Below are 18254 nucleotides of genomic sequence, written 5' to 3'. Positions count from 1 at the left end.
TGTCGAAAAGCCGCGCGACGGCAATCCTCCTTTTCCGATCCTGCGGTTAATATCTCCGACCATGATACGGAGAGTGGCGATGAGAAGGATTGCGTGTGTTGCAGCGTGGGTGCTCGGCATGGCGATGGCCGCCAACGCTGCGCCGATCCCGCTCCAGCGCGGCGTTGGCGTGCATGGATGGCTCAACTGGTCGCCGATAGAGGATGATGGATCCTACCGTTGGCCGCCCTATCGCAGCGAGAAGGAGTGGCGCGCCGGAGATAGGCCGCTCGCCAACTGGCGTGATGGCGAGGCGTTTGCAAGCATTCGATCGATGGGTTTCGACTTCGTCCGGCTGAGTGTCGACCCCGGCCCTCTGCTTGCCAGCGAGGGCGCCAAACGGCAGCAGGCGCTGGACATACTTGCCGCCGCGGTCGAGCGGGTCACGTCGGCCGGCCTCAAGGTGGTTTTCGACCTGCACGGCGTCACCCAGGTTCCGGCCTACAGCATGGAGATGATCTATGACGGTGCCGACAGCGGGGGCGTTGCCAGCTATCGCGAAATGGTCGTGGCGGTCGCCACCATGCTGGTCAAAATCGGCACCGACAAGGTAGCCATCGAGCCTTATAACGAGCCGGCCTACTACCCCTGCGATTCGAGCGGGAGCGATGACTGGCAGCGGATCATGGCAGGCACCATCCGCGATATCCGCGCAGTCAGCAGCGAGCTCACCATCGTCGCAACGGGCGCCTGTGGCGGCAGCATTGCCGGACTGGTCAATCTCACCCCGGGCTTTGACGATCCGAACCTCTACTACAGCTTCCACATGTATGAGCCGCACAGCTTCACGCATCAGCGGTCCGACGGGACAAACACCTTCGCCTCGGGCCTTCCCTGGCCGGCCGACAGCAGCACGCCTGAAGTGGTGACCGAAACCCTTAAGGCGCAGATGGACGCTGCCGGCTTGAGCCCGGTCGAGCAGGTGATGAACATGGTCGCGGCGCGTGAAGCAATCGCCCGATATTTCGAGCAGAATTGGGGCCCAAGCCAACTCGAGGCGAGCTTCCGTCAGGCGGTCGACTGGGCCGAGGCCCATGGCATTCCAAGCCGACGGCTCTTCATGGGCGAGTTCGGCGTCATCCTCATGTCCGCGGACGGCCGCATGGGCGCGTTCGACGCTGACCGTCTGCGCTACCTCAAGGCGGTGCGCCAGCAGGCGGAACGCTTTGCGATCCCATGGTCTATCTGGGAATTCTCCAATCCCTATGGAATGACCGTCATCCGGCAGGAAGGGCCTGCGGTCCCGGACTCCGAGATGCTGCGGGCCCTGGGCCTGCCATAGCTGCCGTTACCCTCTTGGCGGGTGAACCAGCCGGGCGGCAACGCCAACCCTCACCCCTGCCACACTGGATCGGGATCGGCCTGGCTTCGTTAAACCGTCTTGCCGCCTCCGGCCGCACCGCCGGTGGCACTTCATCCGGAACGGGCAGAGCTTCATCGAACCGATCAAGCTCAGCTGCACCACCTTGCGGCCTTTTTCCGCGCGATCCGGTTTGTCAGCAACCAAGTGTTTAATACATTCGTCGTAAATAGCGCCGCAAATACGCGCTCGCCCAAGGGAAAGAAAATGTGTGGAATTGGCGGCTGGGTAGGGCCGAGGGTTGAGAATCCACAAGATCGGGCCGCCAGAATGTCTAACGCATTGCGGCATCGTGGTCCCGATGCCGAAGGTACCGAGTTCTTGGACTTGAACACCGGCGAGAACCAATTGGCATTGGTGCATCGCCGCTTGGCGATTATTGACCTAAATGCCGATTCTAACCAGCCGATGCATGTCGACGACGGCCGCCTCAGAATTATTTTCAACGGCGAAATATACAACTATGTCGAGCTGCGCCAGGAACTGATCGGCCTCGGTCATCATTTTCGAACACGCTCCGATACTGAGGTGCTGCTCAGAGCTTATGATCAGTGGCACTTGTCCATGTTTGACCGATTGAGCGGCATGTTCGCTTTCGCGCTCTGGGATGCTCAGAGGCAGGAATTGATCCTCGGCCGGGATCCCTTCGGCAAAAAGCCCCTTTACCTCATGCAAAGCGGAAAATTGCTGTCGTTTGCCTCAGAGATCAATGCGTTGTTGTCGTCGCAGCCAGATGCGCAGCAGCTCGATTTGGACGCTGTCCACGAGTATCTGCGCTGGCGTTATGTGCCTGGACCGCGCACGCTTTTCAAACAAATCCGCAAACTCAACCCCGGAAGCTATGCTGTTTGGTCGCAAGGGACAGTGACGGAAACGCGCTATTATACGCCTCCAGATCAAACCGATCTGACCGAGGATATCGACGAAGAAACCGCCAAGCGACGATTTCTGGAACTGCTCGACCATTCCGTCGAGATTAGAATGCGCAGCGATGCACCCTTTGGCGCCTTTCTCTCCGGAGGGCTCGACTCGTCGGCGATCGTTGCCCTGATGACCAAGCACAGCGACAAGCCCATTCGTACATTTTCGGTCGGTTTCAGCGAGCCGGCTTACAGTGAGTTCCCATTCGCCCGACGCGTCGCCGATCATTTCAAGACTGATCATTGCGAGCTGGTCATTGAAGCGGACGACCTGATCGACCACCTGCCCAAGTTGATTCGCCATTTGGGGGCGCCTGTTTCACAAAGTTCGGACATTCCAATTTACCTGATGTCGGAGCGGGCCTCGCAGGACGTCAAGATGGTGCTCACTGGGGAAGGGGCAGACGAGATTCTCGGCGGGTATCCCAAACATCGCGCAGAATCACTGGCTGGAATCTACCGGTCGCTGGTTCCAGCCTTGCTCCACAACAACCTCCTCGCCCCTTTGATACGCGCGATGCCTGGCGCAACGGCCAAGTTCGATACATTTGCCCGAAGCGCGGGTGAAAGGGACTTTGCCACCCGGATGATCTCCTGGTTTGGGGCCATGACAGCACGGGAACACCATCGCCTCATTGGTGCGCCGGCCAATTGCCGCAGTGGACGCAACAACTTCCCGTTCTCCTCAAGCGCGACGGCGTCCCACCTTCGCCGCGCGCTGTTTTTCGATCAGACATCGTGGTTGCCCGACAATCTCTTGGAACGAGGCGACCGGATGATGATGGCCGGTTCAATCGAAGGAAGAATGCCATTCCTCGATCGCAATCTGGTTGCGTTCGTCAGCACATTGCCCGATCGCTACAAGGTGGGTTGGCGGAAGGGTAAGCTGATCTTGCGCAACAGTATGGCCAACATGCTTCCTGAGGAAATTCTCAATCGCCGCAAGATCGGGTTCAAGGTGCCCGTCGCCGAATGGTTTCGCGGCTCGATGAGGAACTACGTGCACGACCATCTTTGCTCCTCTCAGTCCGTCATTCGCAGCTATTTGAGCGCAAAACACCTTGATCAAATTGTCTCGGAGCACACCAAGGGGGCGGCAGACCACGAAAAGCTGATATGGGCGCTGTTGAATTTGGAGATATTCCACCGCGAGTTCGCGCTTGGAGCGCCGCAGTGACGCCAATGGGATCGATGTCGCGCTCAACCCTCAGCAGCTCGTCACAAGGTCACCTTCCGCAAGCATGGCGCGCACGCTAAGCGTCCATGCATACGACAGCGTCAGTGCTTGACCGATTGAGCCTTTAACGCCACCGACCTCCAGACGTCGCAAATCGCGCCGACAAACGGTGCGAGATCAAGCCGTTCCCGATGCACGGCCATCGCGGCAGCACCAAGCCTGGCTCTCAATGCCGGATTTTCGACCAGCCGTGTCAGCGCATCGGTCAACGCCGCAACATCGCCGGGCGGCACCAGCAATCCGGATTGCTCGTTGGTGATGATATCCTCCACGGCGCCGACAGGCGTCGTCACCACTGCGAGGCCTGCGGCCATGCCTTCGATGACCGAGACCGGCAGGTTTTCGGCAAAGGAGGGCAGCACCAGAATGTCCGCCGAAGCGATCAGCGATGCGACCTCGTCAGGCCCGACCCAGCCAGGAAAGGTAACGCGCTCGGCAAGGCTCAGTTCGGCCGTTCTCATCCGCGCCGCCTCGACGTCGCCATCGCCGGCGATCGTGGCGCGCCAACCCTCGATCGGTTTCATCCGGTGCAGCGCATCGATCAATTGCGGCACGCCCTTGCGGTCGCCGATGCGACCAAGGAACAGGATATGCGCATCGCCGCCGCCGCCGACATGCGCCAAGGTGGGAACCGCGGTGGCATTGGGAACGATGACAATATTGCCGGCCGCCCCCGGTGCCCGGCTGGCGACGAAGTCGCGCCAAAGCCCGCCCAAGACGATCACCCGACCGGCATGCTCGAACAGAGCTTCGATGCGGCGGCTCATGAAACCACGATCGTCTTTCCAGAATGTCTCATACTGCGCCCCGTGCAAATGCAGGACATAAGGTATCGACAGCAGCCGTGCGCAGGCGGCGATCACCATCTTGCGATAGGTGCTGCCGGAGACTGATATATTGATGTGGATGACATCGGCACGCTTGGCCAAACGCGCCGCGAGCATCCGCAAGCAAAAGTCGAACATGTAGAAGATCGAAAGCCCGACATGCCCCGGGCCGCGGCTGGCAAGGAAGCGTACATCGATGTCGGCGATCTCCTGCCGCTCGAACTCGTGCTTCAGCGCCCCCATGATGCGGTCGATGCCTCCCTGCCCCGAAACGCCCGAGGGCGTTGCGACAAGGACATGCACTTTTCGATTGTGAACCAGACGCTGCAACATGACTCCATTTCGGAACTACAAAGCAAAGGTTTCAAACTAGGTTTACGACAAATCCGTTAGTTCAAACTGAATCTGTTCACCCTTTGCCGTCATCGCGCTGGATTTTCCGCCGGTCGACGGTTAATCGAGGGTGAATTTCCGGGGAAAACCCTTTGCTGCTCCGCTCCACGCTCATCTATGCCCCGGCGATCCTGCTGACGCGGATCTCCGCGCTGCTCCTGCTGGTCATCGTGACGCGGTTGATCGACCAGACCGAGTATGGCCTGCTGACCCTGGTGGTGACCGTCGGCGAAATGACCGACGTTGCCGTTACCAACTGGCTGCGCATAGCGTTACTCAGGCTTGGCGGCAAAGGCGACATCAGCCGCGGCAGCCTGATGCTGGCCGGGCGGGTGTTGCTTGCCAGCACAGCGCTGGCGCTGATTATATCCGTGGTCGCCTCGGCAGTGGTCGTGCCGGAGCGCTGGGTCGAGTTCGCGATCGCCGTCTGCAGCTACCTGATTGCCGGTTCCATCGGCCGCTTCGCGTTGACGGTGCTGCAGATGCAGCAGCGTCATTCGGTCTATTCGATGCTTGAGTTCCTGCGCGCCGTGCTGCAACTCGCGCTGCCGATAGGCGCCGTCGTCCTGTTTCAGGATTCCTTTCTGACGGTATCGCTCGGCTCGAGCCTCGGCGTTTTAATCGCCGGCATCGTGGCGGGCATAATGGCATCGCGACGTGTCGTTGCCGGTCCGCCACGCTTCACCCAAAAGGAGTTCTTCGTCCTCGGTGTGCCCCTGGTCATCATGGCGCTGGTTGGCTTCGGCCTGCACAGCGCAGAGCGCGTATTCCTCAAGATCTATTACGATGCCGGCGCCGTGGCGATCTTCGCCGCGGCCTATGCACTGGCCCGTCAGCCGATCGACATGGTCGCCAACTCGATCAACATGGGCGCCTTTCCCGAGGTGGTCAGCCGGTTCGACGACGACGGGCCTGCGGCATCGGGCCGGCTGCTATCGCAATTGATGGCCTTGATGATCCGCCTTTGCCTGCCGGTCGCAGCGATGCTGGTCGCACTCAGCAGCGACATCACGCAGCTCCTGCTGCCCCCGCAATATCACGGCCGTTTCGGCCTGCTCTTTCCGATCATCGCCTTCAGCGTGCTGTGTGCCAACCTCGCGAGCTTCGTCTATGGCACAGTGGTGCACGCGCACAAGCGGCCGTGGCTGCTGATCATCGCCAATTCCTTCGGCTCGGTGGCGACAATCGCACTGTCTGTGCTGTTGATCCCGCCGATGGCGGAGGTCGGTGCTGCTTTGGCGCTGGCGGGCGGATCGCTGGTCGGCCTTGTTGCCTGCATCATCATCAGCGAACGGCTGACGCCGGTGCCGGTGCCATGGCGCGACATCGGCATTTCGATCGTCATCTCGCTCTGCACGGGGCTGGCCGCCAGCCTTGCCAGCGCTGTACTCGGCGATGCGCCGGCCATCTTCTCGCTCGCCGCGGGCGGCACCGCTGGCGCAGTGGTTTTCTTCGGGCTGACGTGGCTGTTTTATCCCGCCGCCGCAATGCTATTCGCAGCTAAGTTGCGGGCGCGGCTACGACTCGCATAAACCTGCGACGGCGCGCGTCGTATCGTAGTCCTGGAAAAGTGGTTCCGATTTCGGACCGGTGCTGTAGCCCAGGGCCGGTGCCCTATTTTTTGGGGTAACCGGTGCTTACAGATCGACCTTTCGGCGCCCCCGACGGTCCCAGAACTCCCGGCATAGCAGCCCCACGTAGGCAGTGTTGGTATCATAATAGCGGCGCCACAAGCGTCGCGGCTCCTGTGCCACGCGAAACAACCACTCGAGACCGGCCGCTTGAATCAGCTTCGGCGCCCGGGCGACCTTGCCGCCATAGACGTCGAAACTGCCGCCCACGCCCATGACGAAACTCGGAGTGAGTTCGTCTCGATGGCGTTTGAGAAAGCGCTCCTTGCGCGGCGTCGGCATGGCCACCAACAGGCAGTCGGCACCCGAGGCGTTGATCGCCTCGACGATGCCGGCCTCGTCTTCCGGTTTGAAATAGCCATTGCGAATACCGGCGACGACGAGGCTCGGATGATCCTTCGCAAGCCGCCTTCCAACCGCATCGAGAACGGATTGCTCGGCACCCAGGAGGAAGGGCCTGAAGCCGCGCTTGGCGCAGAGGCTCAACAGATTGATCATGATGTCGACGCCGGCTACCCGCTCCGGTAGCGCCACACCGCAAAGACGCGCGCCCCAAAGCACACCCTTGCCGTCGACGTTGATCACATCCGCCGTCGCAACATCCTCCCGCAGCTCGGTATTGTTGCGCATGCTGACAAGCTTGGCGACGTTCACGACCACATGATGCAGCGGCCGCCGCAGGGTCATCGCCTCATCGGCGATGGCCAGCGTCTCGGCCATGGTCAGCGCATGGATCGGGGCGCCGAGAAATTCCCGGCGACGCGACGCCAACAGGCGATGCTGCGCCCATCCTGGGTCGTGCGCGTTCATGCGGCCTCCTCTGCACCTGCGGGAAGTGCCAGATGCTCGATCGCTGATTTCTTGCCTTCGATGCGGGCGTCGGGCTTGCGTGCCTTGCGCCAGGTCCACAGACCCCGCGTGTCGATGAGCTTCTTGTCCTTGAGCGCTTCGGGATCAACCAGATTGAACTGCCGATGGTCGACCAGCAGGACGACGATATCGCACTGGTCGATGGCGGAAAGCGCATCGGTGAAGACGATGCCCTTGCCCTCGAGCTCATGCGGCAGCCTATGTGTGTTGGGCTCAGCCGCGATGATCTTCAGGTTGGGAATATCTGACAAAAGCTTCACCACCTCGACAGCCGGGCTCTCGCGCATGTCGTCGATATTGGCCTTGAAGCTGAGGCCAAGACAGGCGATCGTCTGCTTGCGGGACGGGTCGAGCAGGGCTTCGATATCCCTGACCACCGACAAGGGACGCTCGGAATTGATCCGGCGTGCCGAAGCCATCAGCCGCGTGCTGTTAGGCGCGGCGTCGATGATGAAATACGGATCGACCGCAATGCAGTGGCCACCAACGCCCGGGCTCGGCTGGAGGATGTTCACGCGGGGATGCCGGTTGGCGAGATCGATCACCTCCCAGACGTTGAGCGATAGATCCTGGCACACCGCCGCAAGCTCGTTGGCAAAGGCGATATTGACGTCGCGGAACGCGTTCTCGGTCAGCTTCACCAGTTCCGCGCTTTCGGCCTTGGTCGTGAACAGGTCGCCGGCAACAAAGGTTGAATAGAGTGCCGCAGTCCGTTCCGACGACTTGCGCGACAGTCCTCCGATCGAGCGATCGTTGTTGATCAGCTCGGTAAGGACCTTTCCCGGCAACACGCGCTCGGGCGAATAGGCGACCAGGACATCGGCCTCTTCGCCATGCACGAGAGGAAATTTGAGATCGGGCCGCAGCTCGGAAAGCAGTGCCGTCATGATGCGCGTCGTGCCGACCGGCGATGTCGATTCCAGCACCACAAGGTCTCCCCGCTTCAGCACGGAGGCGATGCTTCGTGCTGCCGCGAGCACATAGCTCACATCCGGCTTGTGGTCCTCGGTCATCGGGGTCGGCACGGCGATGATAAAGGCGTCCGCCGGCTGCGGCGTGCTGAAAGCCCTGAGCTTGCCGTTGGCCACAACCTTCTGGATCAAACCATCAAGGTCCGGCTCGACGATGTGGATTTCGCCGCGATTGACCTTCTCGACCACGGCCTCGTTGACGTCGACGCCAATGACGTCGAGCCCACGACTGGCGAAGATGGCACAGGTCGGCAGGCCGATATAGCCCATGCCGATAACGGAAACGGTCTTGATCTCAGCCATGATGCAGCAGTTCCTCAACGATCCGGTTGCTGGCCCGGCCATCGCCATATGGGTTGTGTCGTTCCGCCATGCCGCGATAGGCGGCCTGATCGTCGAGCAGGCTGTTGGCATTGGACAGGATTTTTTCGATATCGGTGCCGACGAGACGGGCGGTACCGGCCGCGATCCCCTCGGGTCGCTCGGTGTTTTCGCGCATCACCAGCACCGGCTTGCCGAGCGAAGGCGCTTCTTCCTGCACGCCGCCGCTGTCGGTCAGCACCAGATAGCTCTGCTTCTGCAGGTACAGGAATGGCAGATAATCCTGCGGGTCGACCAGATGGATGTTCGGCACGCCGTCCAGCTCTGCGTTGACCACCGAGCGCACATTGGGATTTGGATGGACGGGGTAGACGATCTGCACGTCTCCCCGTGCCGCCAATCGCTTCAACGCCGTGCAGATGCGGTGGATGCCGCCGTCGAAATTCTCGCGCCGATGACCGGTGACGAGGATCATTTTCTTGGCAGGGTCTAGGAAGGGGAAATGGCCTGCGAGCTTCGCGCTCATCAGCCTGTCGCCATCGATCGCGCTTGAAAAATGCAACAGCGTGTCGATCACCGTGTTGCCGGTCACGAAGATGGTGCTAGCGTCCTTTCCTTCGGCGATGAGATTGTCGCGCGCCTGGATGGTCGGCGCGAAATGCCACGTCGCGATATCGCCGGCAATCTTGCGGTTCAGCTCCTCCGGAAAGGGAGAGTTGATGTCGTGGCTGCGCAATCCCGCCTCGATATGGGCGACCGGGATGCGCTTGTAGAAGGCAGCCAGAGCCGCAGTCATCGCCGTGGTCGTGTCGCCTTGCACCAGGACGATATCGGGCTTCGCCTTCTCCAGCACTTCGGCCATGCCCAGCAGCACGCGCGAGGTCACGTCGAACAATGTCTGGCCGGGCTGCATGATGTTGAGATCGTGATGCACCGGCAGGCCAGTCAGTTCGATGACCTGGTCGACCATCTCGCGATGCTGGCCGGTGATGCACGTCTCGGTAATAAAACCTGGATGGGCAAGCGCGGCACGCACCACCGGAAAGCATTTGAGCGCCTCCGGCCTCGTGCCGAACACGATCAGCAGTTTTTGCCTGGACGGCAGTTTTGGATGTGAAAGGACGTTCATTGCTGATCCTGGTCGCCAGAAGGCGTCGCGACCTGCTGATTATTCGCCACAAGAGCTATAATAGCGGCAGAAGCCGCCTTCGTGACCTTAAATCTTAATATATGATTAACAGCCAAGCCTGCGTTCTCCCCGGTAACTCTTATGAAAGCCTAACCCGATAGGTATCCTGGCAGAGTAGTCTTGAAAAAGAACATATTCGATTGACTAATATTTTAATTATCGACCACATCGTTGGATCTCGGCGCTGGGAAAATGAGCTTCTGGTGCGGTTGAACGCAGCTGGCCACGTGGTTTCGAGCTGCCGCGCGCCGACGCCTGCGCCGATCGCTCGCGGGCTGGACATTGTGCTGGAGGTCGAGAGCCGGCGCTTCGGACCCTCGTTGGCAAGCCCCTCCGACCCGTTGCCGTCTGGCGGTTCCGGTCCAGCCGACCTCGTGATCGATCTCACCGGCACTGCCGCACGACTCGGCACGCCGGTTCTGACGCTCGAATTTTGCGGCCACAGCACCTTCCCCGCTGGTATGACCGAAATGCTGGCAAGCGGGCGATTGCCCGAACTTGCCGTTCGCCTCGATGGCGTCACAGTCGCCCGGGGGCGACCGATGCTCAGCGACCGTCTCTGGCTGTCTCGCAGCTGCAACGATCTGCTGGCTGGGGCCATCTCGTTGGTTGCGCAAAGCGCCGCCCGTTTTTCCGCGGGCGAACTTGTGCCAATCGCCGATAGCCCGGCGCCGATCCTGAGGAATGGCGGTTTTGTCCGGCACTATCTGCCCTTTTTCTGCAGGGGGTTGATCGATCGCGCCGTGCAAAAACTGAGACTTGGACGGCGCCCCTTCTATTGGCAGGTTGCCTATCGGCTGATCGACGGGCCAGGTGTCGCCGAAACCGGGCAACTCGACGGCACGCCGTTCACCGTCCTCCCGGACGACGGCCAGCGATTCTACGCCGATCCATTCGTCATCGAGCGGGATGGCCGCCACTATCTGTTTGTCGAGGAATTTCCCTATGCCACCGGTCGCGGCGTGATTTCTGTCGCCGAGCTGGGTGACGACGGCACCTTCGGTGCGCCGAGGGTTGTGTTGGAGGAAGCGCACCATCTGTCGTATCCGCAGGTGTTCGCTCACGCCGGCGAGATTTTCATGATCCCTGAAAGTGGAGCGGCGCGCGAGCTCGTGCTCTACCGTGCCGCGCAGTTTCCAGATCGCTGGGTACGCGACACCGTGCTGATGACGGACAAGGATTTCAATGACGCGACGCTGCTCGAATCGGATGGGCGCTTCTGGCTGTTCGGGACAGAGCGGTTCGGTTATGGCAGCGCGTCGGATACGATGACGGTCTATTCCGCGCCCTCGCTGCGCGGGCCGTGGATTGGACATGCGCTCAACCCCGTCGCCGTCGATCACTCGGCCGCTCGACCCGGTGGCGCCTTTATCCGCTGGGGTGACGCCCCGGTGCTGCCGGTACAAAACGGGTCGAGAGCCTATGGCGGCGGCCTGGGGTTGATGCGGCTGGATCGGCTTGACGATTTCGATGTCCGTTTTGCGCCGCCCCACCCGATCGGCCCGGGGCCGGCATGGGCCCGCGCCGGCATTCACACGCTTAACCGCGCCGGCAATGTCGAGGTTGTGGATAGCGCCGGCTGACGCGTCTGGAGCCTGCCTTATCCAAGCCGATCCAGTTTCGGCTCGGATGCAACAGCGGTCGAAGATGTGCTCTTCGGCTGATTTCTATACGGCACGTTTCTATAGGCGAGCAGCAACACCACGATAGTCGTGATATCCGGCGCTTTTGACGAGAGCGCGTTGTTCGACAGCGCAGCAAGCAGGAACGTCATGGTGCCGATCCATGCCGGCAGTGGCGCCGCGCGCAGCAGCCGAAAAATGAACCAGAATACCAGCACGATAAAGAGCACGGCTATCGGCAAGCCGAAGAGCATGATGATGACCACCGGCGCGCTCTCGATATAGGGCAGATGCAGCTTCTCGTTGACGATCGCCAGGAGGGCGTCGACGTTCATGCCAAACAGGATGTCTTTCCAGCTAACAAGTCCGAATATCTGGTAGATCGTCACCCGCGCCATGAAATTCTCGTCAAAGATCGTGTTGCCGAATCGATTCAGCAGCCCGCCCGAAAACAGTATGGCCACCAGCGCTGCGCCGCCCGCCAGGGCGAACAGCAGCACGACGGACTTGGCCTGCCGCTGGTGCTTGAGCGTCAGGCGCGGCCAAGGCACGAACATCAGCAGAATGAGGGTTTCTCCGGCAGCGAGCATCAGGGCGGCGCGGGCGCCTGACGCAGCACAACCGACGAGCAACACGAGAATCGATGCCACCCGCACCCATATGCGCCAGCGCGTCAGCGGTACGAATCCGATGGCTGTGGCGCAGAGCGCGCCTAGTGCCAGCGGGTGCGCCGATAGGCCGATTGGCCTGAATTGCAGTTCGTTGAGACCGTAAGGCATAAATCGATGTTGAGTCACCGCTTCGATCGTGCCGAGCACAGCGCTGAGGATCACCATTCCAAGCACGACGTCGCCCAACGCCCGCCGCACTTCCGCGTTCAAGGCCAGCATCAACAGGCCTGCGGCGCCCGCCACCAGATAAGTATCGATGATGAACCCGGAGGAGCCCGCACGGCCGGTGATGAACAGATACGGCACCAGCGCGAACATCAGCGCAGAATAGAGCATTAAAGCCTTGAATATTCCAATTTCGTCGCCCTGCAGCAGGAACGGTCGGCTGAAAAGAACGATAGGAAGCAGCAGAAAGATAGCATAGGTGCCGAAATGCAGTTTCTCGTAGAATGAGCCACCGTCGGCCGTATAGTCGACGACCATGTTCATAATCTGCGGTGACACCGTGAGGCGGAGCAGGAACGCAAACGCCGCGCATAGGAAAAACAGAACCGACAGCGCGTTCTGACGGCGCGCCTGGCTGGACATCAATCGTTCCGAAGCGGCAGCGGGATAGCTCATGTCCCATCCAAGTGGCGGTATTCAAACGGCATTCTGACCAACGAGATCCATTCAAGGGACCGCCGAACGGCCGCGGCGCGTGAATAGGCAAAATATGCCAACTTGGAAAATGAGATGTTAACGATCTTTCTGTAGTGCTGGCCCGCATAGCGAATAACCAGAGTTAGCACCATGTCCGCCGCTTCCGACACACCCCTTCCCTCTGTGGCGGATTCCGACATCAGCGCACTCGAGCGGATCGCCAATGCGCGGCGCGCCAGCAGGGCAAGGCTGCAACAGGATGCCCCAGTCATGGCACGCACCTCCGCCCCTGTCACTCCGCACACGCCCGAGCCTGTCCCGACGGTGACGCTTGATAAGATCGGCGATTTCCTTGAGCTCGATTTTCGACGCCTGTTTGTCTGGCTGCGTGCCGGGCTCGTCGTGGCCTGCATGCTGGCAGTGGCCGGCGGCGTCATCGGCGCCGCCTATGGGCTGCTGAGCAAACAGCGTTATACCGTTGCAACGGAAATCCTCATCAATCCTGCCAATTTGCAGGTTGTGGAAAACGACCTCTACTCGCAACCGGGCCAGGTCGATAGCCAAATTCTCAACGCGCGCAGCAAGCAGCGCATCTTGACCTCGGGCAACGTGCTTGCACGTGTGGTGGACGAACTCGGTCTAGCCAACGATCCGGAGTTTTTCGACCCGGACCAGAATGCCTCCACGTCTGGTGTTGGAGCGAGTGGCGGCAAGTCCGATCCGAAGCTTATCGCCCAGAAGAGCCTGGCTGAGCGGGTCGATGTCACTGCAGATGAAACGTCGTTCGTCACGACCCTCTCGGTATCGGCGGAAACCACCAGCAAGGCGATACTGATCTCGCAAGCCATAGTGAAAGCTTTCCAGGAAGAACTGGCCAAGGCCGAAGCTGCTGGTGCCAGCCGTGCCGCAGCTGCTCTTGACGGCCGGCTCGGCCAACTCAAGCGCGACGTGCAAGCGGCCGAAGAGAAGGTCGAGAGCTACAGGCGCGCCCACAACCTGTCCTCCAGCAATGGCCAGCTCGTCAGTTCGCAAACGATGACGCAGCTCAATAGCGAAATTGGAGAGGCGCAATCGCGCGTCATCGCTGCGCAGGCAAGTTACGACGCCTTGATTGCCTCTGGTGTCAATGGAGCCAATCCTGACCCCGCGGATTCGGCAGCACTCGCAGCGCTGCGCGACAAGGCAAACGGCCTGCGGCAGCAAATCGATTCACAGTCCATGACCTTTGGTCCGCGCCACCCGACGATTGTCAGGCTCAGGACAGAATTCGAAACCGTCAGTTCTCAACTTAGGGCAGAGTTCGCCCGCACGGTCGGCACGGCAAAAGCCAACCTGGATAAGGCCAACGCCTCATTGGCTTCCCTCAGCGCCAAGATGAACGATCTGAAGAGCAATGTTTTCACCGACAGCGAGTCCCAGGTCGCCCTACGTGAGCTTGAACGGGACGCCGCCTCAAGGAGGACGATCTATGAAAGCTTCCTGTCTCGCGCGCGCCAAATCACCGAGCGCGAGCAGATCGACACCACGAACGTGCAGGTGATTTCCACCGCAGTGCCGCCAAACGGGCGCTCGTGGCCGCCCCGCACCCCCCTGATGGCAGGCCTGGGGGCTTTCGCTGGCTTTGCTCTAGGCATGCTGCTCGCCTTAGCCATGGGCATTGTGCGCGACATGCGCCAGCCGCCGAACCGACCAGGCATTGGCGTCAGCCAAGCCTGAATCCAGGCATGGCGAAGCGCATTGTTTTTCATATTGCCAGCCTCAGGGGCGGCGGCGCCGAGCGTGTCTTCGTCCTCATGGCAAACGAACTGGCGTCGCGTGGGCACGATGTCACACTCTTTACCTGGAACGCGGAAGGACCTAACGCCGCGCTGTGCTCCCCCGCCGTGCACCTGGTCGATTTCGACCTTCCTATCCGGGGCGAGGGCTACGGCAAGTGGGAGACGCTGAAAGGTATCGTGCGAAGCGCACGTTTGTTCAACCGCCTTGGTCCCCATGCGGTCTATAGCGCCCCGGAATTTGCCAATCTGGTCGTGACGCTGGCGCTTCTCCTGGCGCGAAGCCGAGCGAGGTTCTTTCCGAGCTTCCACGCGGCAGCCTCACTGCCTTCCGGCAGCCTCGGCGCGAGAATAGCGGTCTGGCTTTCCGCGCTGGTTGCAGCGCGCGCAACCAAAGCCATCGCCGTCTCAGTGGGCGTCGGCCGCGATATTGCGGCCCGCGGCTTCCCCAAATCCAAGGTTGTCGTCATCAACAACCCGCTGCCGCCGGCTGCGGCGCCCCAGGAAGATTCCTATGCCTGGCAGGCAAAGCTGGCGGCGATGGGCGATGGCCCGGTCATCGCCACCGCTGGGCGCCTGGTGCCGGTCAAGGATCATCGGACTTTGCTGCAGGCCTTCGCTATCCTGCGCGCCGGCCGCCGCGTTCGACTTGCCATCTTCGGTGAAGGTCCACTGGCCGACGAGTTGCGCGCTTATGCCCAAGAACTCGGCATAGGCGCGGATGTGCTCTTTGCTGGCTACGTCAATGATCCCGCGGCCTGTTATGCCGCAGCCGATCTGTTCGTTCTTTCCTCGACGAGCGAGGGCTTTGGCAATGTGCTGGTCGAGGCCATGGCTGCAGGTGTCCCCGTAGTCTCCACGGATGCGCCGCATGGCCCGCGCGAGATTCTGGATGACGGGCGTTTCGGCGCCTTGGTGCCGGTCGGCGATGCCGCGGCGCTGGCTAAGGCGATGGCCGAAATGCTGGGCCACCCCACTTCTTCTGCCCTCCTGAAGAGCAGGGCAGCGGATTTCGAAGTTGAAAAGATCGGCGATCTATACGAAGCGCTGCTCTAGCCAGGAATTTCGCTGACGCTCTTTGATGCAGGTCAATGCCGGCATCGCCATTCGTGTCGACCGGTCAGCATCGGTGCATCGCCGTTGGCCGGCACAGGCCCGAGCAGGAAGGGTGTCAGACGCATCGGAATCTGATAACAGCCGATGAAAGAGGAGCAGCGGATCGGTCACCGCGACGGGAAACGCGGTCGCTAGCCGCATGGCGATTCTTTTCTAACGGAGTATTCGAATGAGACATGTGTGGCGTTGGTTCGGCCCAGTCGACAAGGTGACGATCGCGGACGCGCGTCAGGCTGGTGCGCAAGGCATCGTCTCAGCCCTTCACCACGTTCCTTACGGCGCCGTCTGGCTGCCCGCCGAAATCCAAAACCGCCAGCGCGAAGTCGCATCTTTGCCGGATGGAAGCGCAAGCGATCTGAACTGGGAGATCGTCGAGAGCCTGCCGGTTTCCGAAGCGATCAAGACGCAGGTCGGCGAGTGGCGCAGCCATATAGCCAACTACAGGACATCGCTGGAAAACTTGGCGCAGGCCGGCATTTCGGTCATCTGCTACAATTTCATGCCCGTGCTCGACTGGACCCGCACCGACCTCGCCTGGCGCCTGCCGCATGGCGGCACCACCATGCGCTTCGATCTGGTCGACTTCGCCGCATTCGACATCCATATCCTGAAGCGCCAAGGGGCGCTCGGCGATTACACGCCGGAGATCGCCTCCGAGGCGGAGCGGCGACACGCGCAGATGGATGATTTTGCACGCAAGGTTCTGGCAAGAAGCGTCAATTCCGGCCTGCCCGGCTCGACCGAAGACACGTCTCTCGACGGTCTCGCGGCGCAACTGTCAAATTATGACCGCATCGACGCAACAACCCTGCGCCGGCACTTCGTCGATTTCCTGGCGGAGGTCGTGCCTACGGCCGAACGCCTCGGCCTGCGTCTCTGCTGCCACCCTGACGATCCGCCGTTTCCGCTGCTGGGCCTGCCGCGCGTCATGTCGACCGAGGCCGACTATCGGTACATTCTGGACGCGGTCGACAGCCCGGCCAACGGAGCGACACTGTGCACGGGATCGCTCGGTGCGAGACCGGATAATGATCTGCCGGGCATGATCGAGCGGATGGGGCCAAAAATCCACTTCGCGCATTTGCGCAATGTGCGCAAGGAAGCGGCCGGCATCCCCTGCTCGTTCCACGAGGATGAGCATCTTGCCGGCGACACCGACATGGTGGCGGTGGTGGCGGCGCTACTCCACGAGGAAGCGCGGCGCAAGAAGGAAGGGCGCCCGGACGCAGTCATCCCGATGCGCCCCGACCATGGCCAGGATATCCTCGACGACCTGACGCGTGGGGCCCAGCCCGGCTATCCGGCCATCGGTCGGCTAAAAGGATTGGCCGAACTCCGCGGCGTCGAACATGCCATTCGCAAGTCGACATCGGGCGAGCGGATATCCACTTCCACCCCCGCCTGGTGAGTGCGGAGAGAGCACTAGAATAGACCAGGAGGAAAGGGCCCAGAGAGGTCCGCGCCCGGTATTCGCTAAGCGCGGAGCCATCAGACTTCGACCATTGGACATCCCGCAACGGGCCTCCGACTGTGCATAATCGCAGTTTGCGGTTTGACCCCGATTGCAATCCGCTAGCCTGCACTAGTTATTGCTCCATCCACGCCGTGTTGAGAGGAACTCTAGGCAGCGGTGGGGAATTCATATCCTGGGAGGAAATCACGATGAGAAAGTTCGCCGCCGCTCTGGCCGCAGCCGCAGCCGTCACGCTCTATCCGTTCGCCGCGGGCGCGCAAACCTATCCCGAACGCACCATCACCGTTGTGGTGCCGTTTTCGGCCGGCGGCCCGACCGACACGGTCACGCGTCTCGTCGCGGAAGCCATGTCTAAGGATCTCGGCCAGCAGATCATCGTCGAGAATGTCGGCGGTGCCGGCGGCACGCTGGGCGCCGGCCGCGTCGCGCAAGCCGATCCCGACGGCTATACGCTGCTCCTCCATCACATCGGCATGGCGACAAGCGCGACGCTATACCGAAAACTCGCATACGACACGCTGAACGGCTTCGAATATGTCGGCCTCGTCACCGATGTGCCGATGACCATCGTCGGCCGCAAGGACCTCGAGCCGACCGATCTGAAGGGGCTGGTCGACTACGCCAAGGCCAACAAGGATACCGTCACCGTCGCCAATGCCGGCATAGGCGCGGCCTCGCATCTGTGCGGCATGCTGTTCATGAGCGCGATCGGCACACCGCTGGTCACCGTGCCCTACAAGGGCACGGGCCCGGCCATGACCGATCTTCTCGGCGGCCAGGTCGACATCATGTGCGACCAGACAACCAATACCACCAAGCAGATCCAGGGCGGCACGATCAAGGCCTACGCCGTCACCTCGTCTGAACGCCTCGATGTGCTGCCCGATCTGCCGACGACGACGGAAGCCGGTCTCCCGGAGGTGCAGGTAGGTATCTGGCACGGCCTCTACGCGCCCAAGGGCACGCCGGCCGAGGTCACTGAGCGCCTGTCGAAATCGCTTCAGGTCGCGCTGAAGGACCCGAACGTCGTCGCCCGCTTCGCCGAGCTCGGCACCAAGCCGTCGTCCGACGCAGATGCGACGCCGGCCGCGCTGAAGGCCAAGCTGGAAAGCGAGATCGCGCGCTGGAAGCCGATCATCGAAGCCGCCGGCCAGTACGCCGACTAAGGTTTTGAACGGGGCGCCACCAGCGCCCCG

The 18254-nt window shown here is 61.3% G+C and carries 14 protein-coding genes; 8 read left to right on the top strand and 6 right to left on the bottom strand.

Going from position 1 to position 18254, the window contains the following annotated elements; translation table 11 throughout:
- Positions 1 to 79 precede the first annotated feature (79 nt).
- The gene (locus tag CIT25_RS31995) at positions 80 to 1321 is read left to right on the top strand and encodes a glycoside hydrolase family 5 protein (RefSeq protein ID WP_095489081.1); all 1242 of its coding nucleotides are present in this window, start codon (positions 80 to 82) and stop codon (positions 1319 to 1321) included.
- Positions 1322 to 1444: 123 nt separating this feature from the next.
- Positions 1445 to 3496, top strand: a complete 2052-nt coding sequence (gene asnB / locus CIT25_RS31990) for an asparagine synthase (glutamine-hydrolyzing) (RefSeq protein WP_245330092.1) — start codon at positions 1445 to 1447, stop codon at positions 3494 to 3496.
- Between the two features lie 101 nt (positions 3497 to 3597).
- On the opposite strand, the gene CIT25_RS31985 is transcribed toward asnB, so the two are convergent.
- Positions 3598 to 4716, bottom strand: coding sequence for a glycosyltransferase family 4 protein (locus CIT25_RS31985; RefSeq protein WP_095489080.1), 1119 nt, complete (start codon positions 4714 to 4716; stop codon positions 3598 to 3600).
- A gap of 152 nt (positions 4717 to 4868) precedes the next feature.
- Here CIT25_RS31985 and CIT25_RS31980 point away from each other — a divergent pair, with 152 nt between their 5' ends.
- Entirely contained in the window at positions 4869 to 6308 is a 1440-nt protein-coding gene (locus CIT25_RS31980; RefSeq protein WP_095489079.1) for a lipopolysaccharide biosynthesis protein, read from the top strand.
- Positions 6309 to 6413: 105 nt separating this feature from the next.
- Here CIT25_RS31980 and CIT25_RS31975 read toward each other — a convergent pair whose 3' ends face one another.
- From CIT25_RS31975 to wecB, 3 genes are all read right to left on the bottom strand, one after another.
- On the bottom strand, positions 6414 to 7127 hold the full coding sequence (locus CIT25_RS31975; protein ID WP_245330091.1) for a WecB/TagA/CpsF family glycosyltransferase: 714 nt from the start codon (positions 7125 to 7127) through the stop codon (positions 6414 to 6416).
- A gap of 86 nt (positions 7128 to 7213) precedes the next feature.
- Positions 7214 to 8551 carry a UDP-N-acetyl-D-mannosamine dehydrogenase gene (wecC, locus tag CIT25_RS31970; RefSeq protein ID WP_095489077.1) on the bottom strand — a complete coding sequence of 446 codons (1338 nt, stop codon included), beginning with the start codon at positions 8549 to 8551 and terminating at the stop codon, positions 7214 to 7216.
- Positions 8544 to 9698, bottom strand: a complete 1155-nt coding sequence (wecB, locus tag CIT25_RS31965; RefSeq protein ID WP_095489076.1) for a non-hydrolyzing UDP-N-acetylglucosamine 2-epimerase — start codon at positions 9696 to 9698, stop codon at positions 8544 to 8546. Before wecB ends, wecC begins: the two co-directional genes overlap by 8 nt.
- A 263-nt stretch (positions 9699 to 9961) precedes the next feature.
- On the opposite strand from wecB, the gene CIT25_RS31960 reads away from it, so the two are divergent.
- On the top strand, positions 9962 to 11341 hold the full coding sequence (locus tag CIT25_RS31960; protein ID WP_095489075.1) for a glucosamine inositolphosphorylceramide transferase family protein: 1380 nt from the start codon (positions 9962 to 9964) through the stop codon (positions 11339 to 11341).
- A 17-nt stretch (positions 11342 to 11358) separates the two neighbouring features.
- Here the strand turns inward: CIT25_RS31960 and CIT25_RS31955 are convergent, their stop codons facing one another.
- Positions 11359 to 12639: a VpsF family polysaccharide biosynthesis protein gene (locus tag CIT25_RS31955; protein ID WP_245330090.1), complete on the bottom strand. Its 1281-nt coding sequence runs from the start codon at positions 12637 to 12639 to the stop codon at positions 11359 to 11361.
- Between the two features lie 29 nt (positions 12640 to 12668).
- A complete protein-coding gene (locus CIT25_RS37880) occupies positions 12669 to 12965 on the bottom strand; it encodes a hypothetical protein (protein WP_245330089.1) in 297 nt (98 codons plus the stop codon).
- Between CIT25_RS37880 and CIT25_RS31950 the strand changes: the two genes are divergently transcribed.
- The 4 genes from CIT25_RS31950 to CIT25_RS31935 all read left to right on the top strand — a co-directional run bounded on the left by CIT25_RS31950 (position 12964) and on the right by CIT25_RS31935 (position 18224).
- Positions 12964 to 14409, top strand: coding sequence for a GumC family protein (locus tag CIT25_RS31950; RefSeq protein WP_245330088.1), 1446 nt, complete (start codon positions 12964 to 12966; stop codon positions 14407 to 14409). The two genes, CIT25_RS37880 and CIT25_RS31950, sit on opposite strands and share 2 nt — an antisense overlap.
- An 8-nt stretch (positions 14410 to 14417) precedes the next feature.
- On the top strand, positions 14418 to 15524 hold the full coding sequence (locus CIT25_RS31945; RefSeq protein ID WP_095489073.1) for a glycosyltransferase: 1107 nt from the start codon (positions 14418 to 14420) through the stop codon (positions 15522 to 15524).
- Between the two features lie 229 nt (positions 15525 to 15753).
- Positions 15754 to 16992 (top strand): mannonate dehydratase, encoded by a 1239-nt coding sequence (uxuA, locus tag CIT25_RS31940; protein WP_095489072.1) that lies wholly within the window; start codon positions 15754 to 15756, stop codon positions 16990 to 16992.
- Between the two features lie 254 nt (positions 16993 to 17246).
- Positions 17247 to 18224, top strand: coding sequence for a tripartite tricarboxylate transporter substrate-binding protein (locus CIT25_RS31935; RefSeq protein ID WP_095489071.1), 978 nt, complete (start codon positions 17247 to 17249; stop codon positions 18222 to 18224).
- Positions 18225 to 18254 lie beyond the last annotated feature (30 nt).

It is taken from the genome of Mesorhizobium mediterraneum (genome assembly GCF_002284565.1).
In the GTDB taxonomy this organism is placed as follows: Bacteria; Pseudomonadota; Alphaproteobacteria; order Rhizobiales; family Rhizobiaceae; genus Mesorhizobium; species Mesorhizobium mediterraneum.
This window is presented reverse-complemented; position numbering and strand designations above follow the sequence as displayed.

Excerpts from the sequence above, each read along its gene's own strand:
- CIT25_RS31995 (WP_095489081.1), top strand. The coding sequence starts at position 80 with ATGAGAAGGATTGCGTGTGTTGCAGCGTGGGTGCTCGGCATGGCGATG.
- CIT25_RS31985 (WP_095489080.1), bottom strand. The coding sequence starts at position 4,716 with ATGTTGCAGCGTCTGGTTCACAATCGAAAAGTGCATGTCCTTGTCGCA.
- CIT25_RS31975 (WP_245330091.1), bottom strand. The coding sequence starts at position 7,127 with ATGGCCGAGACGCTGGCCATCGCCGATGAGGCGATGACCCTGCGGCGG.
- wecC (WP_095489077.1), bottom strand. The coding sequence starts at position 8,551 with ATGGCTGAGATCAAGACCGTTTCCGTTATCGGCATGGGCTATATCGGC.
- wecB (WP_095489076.1), bottom strand. The coding sequence starts at position 9,698 with ATGAACGTCCTTTCACATCCAAAACTGCCGTCCAGGCAAAAACTGCTG.
- CIT25_RS31955 (WP_245330090.1), bottom strand. The coding sequence starts at position 12,639 with ATGTCCAGCCAGGCGCGCCGTCAGAACGCGCTGTCGGTTCTGTTTTTC.
- CIT25_RS31950 (WP_245330088.1), top strand. The coding sequence starts at position 12,964 with ATGGCACGCACCTCCGCCCCTGTCACTCCGCACACGCCCGAGCCTGTC.
- CIT25_RS37880 (WP_245330089.1), bottom strand. The coding sequence starts at position 12,965 with ATGACTGGGGCATCCTGTTGCAGCCTTGCCCTGCTGGCGCGCCGCGCA.
- CIT25_RS31945 (WP_095489073.1), top strand. The coding sequence starts at position 14,418 with ATGGCGAAGCGCATTGTTTTTCATATTGCCAGCCTCAGGGGCGGCGGC.
- uxuA (WP_095489072.1), top strand. The coding sequence starts at position 15,754 with ATGAGACATGTGTGGCGTTGGTTCGGCCCAGTCGACAAGGTGACGATC.
- CIT25_RS31935 (WP_095489071.1), top strand. The coding sequence starts at position 17,247 with ATGAGAAAGTTCGCCGCCGCTCTGGCCGCAGCCGCAGCCGTCACGCTC.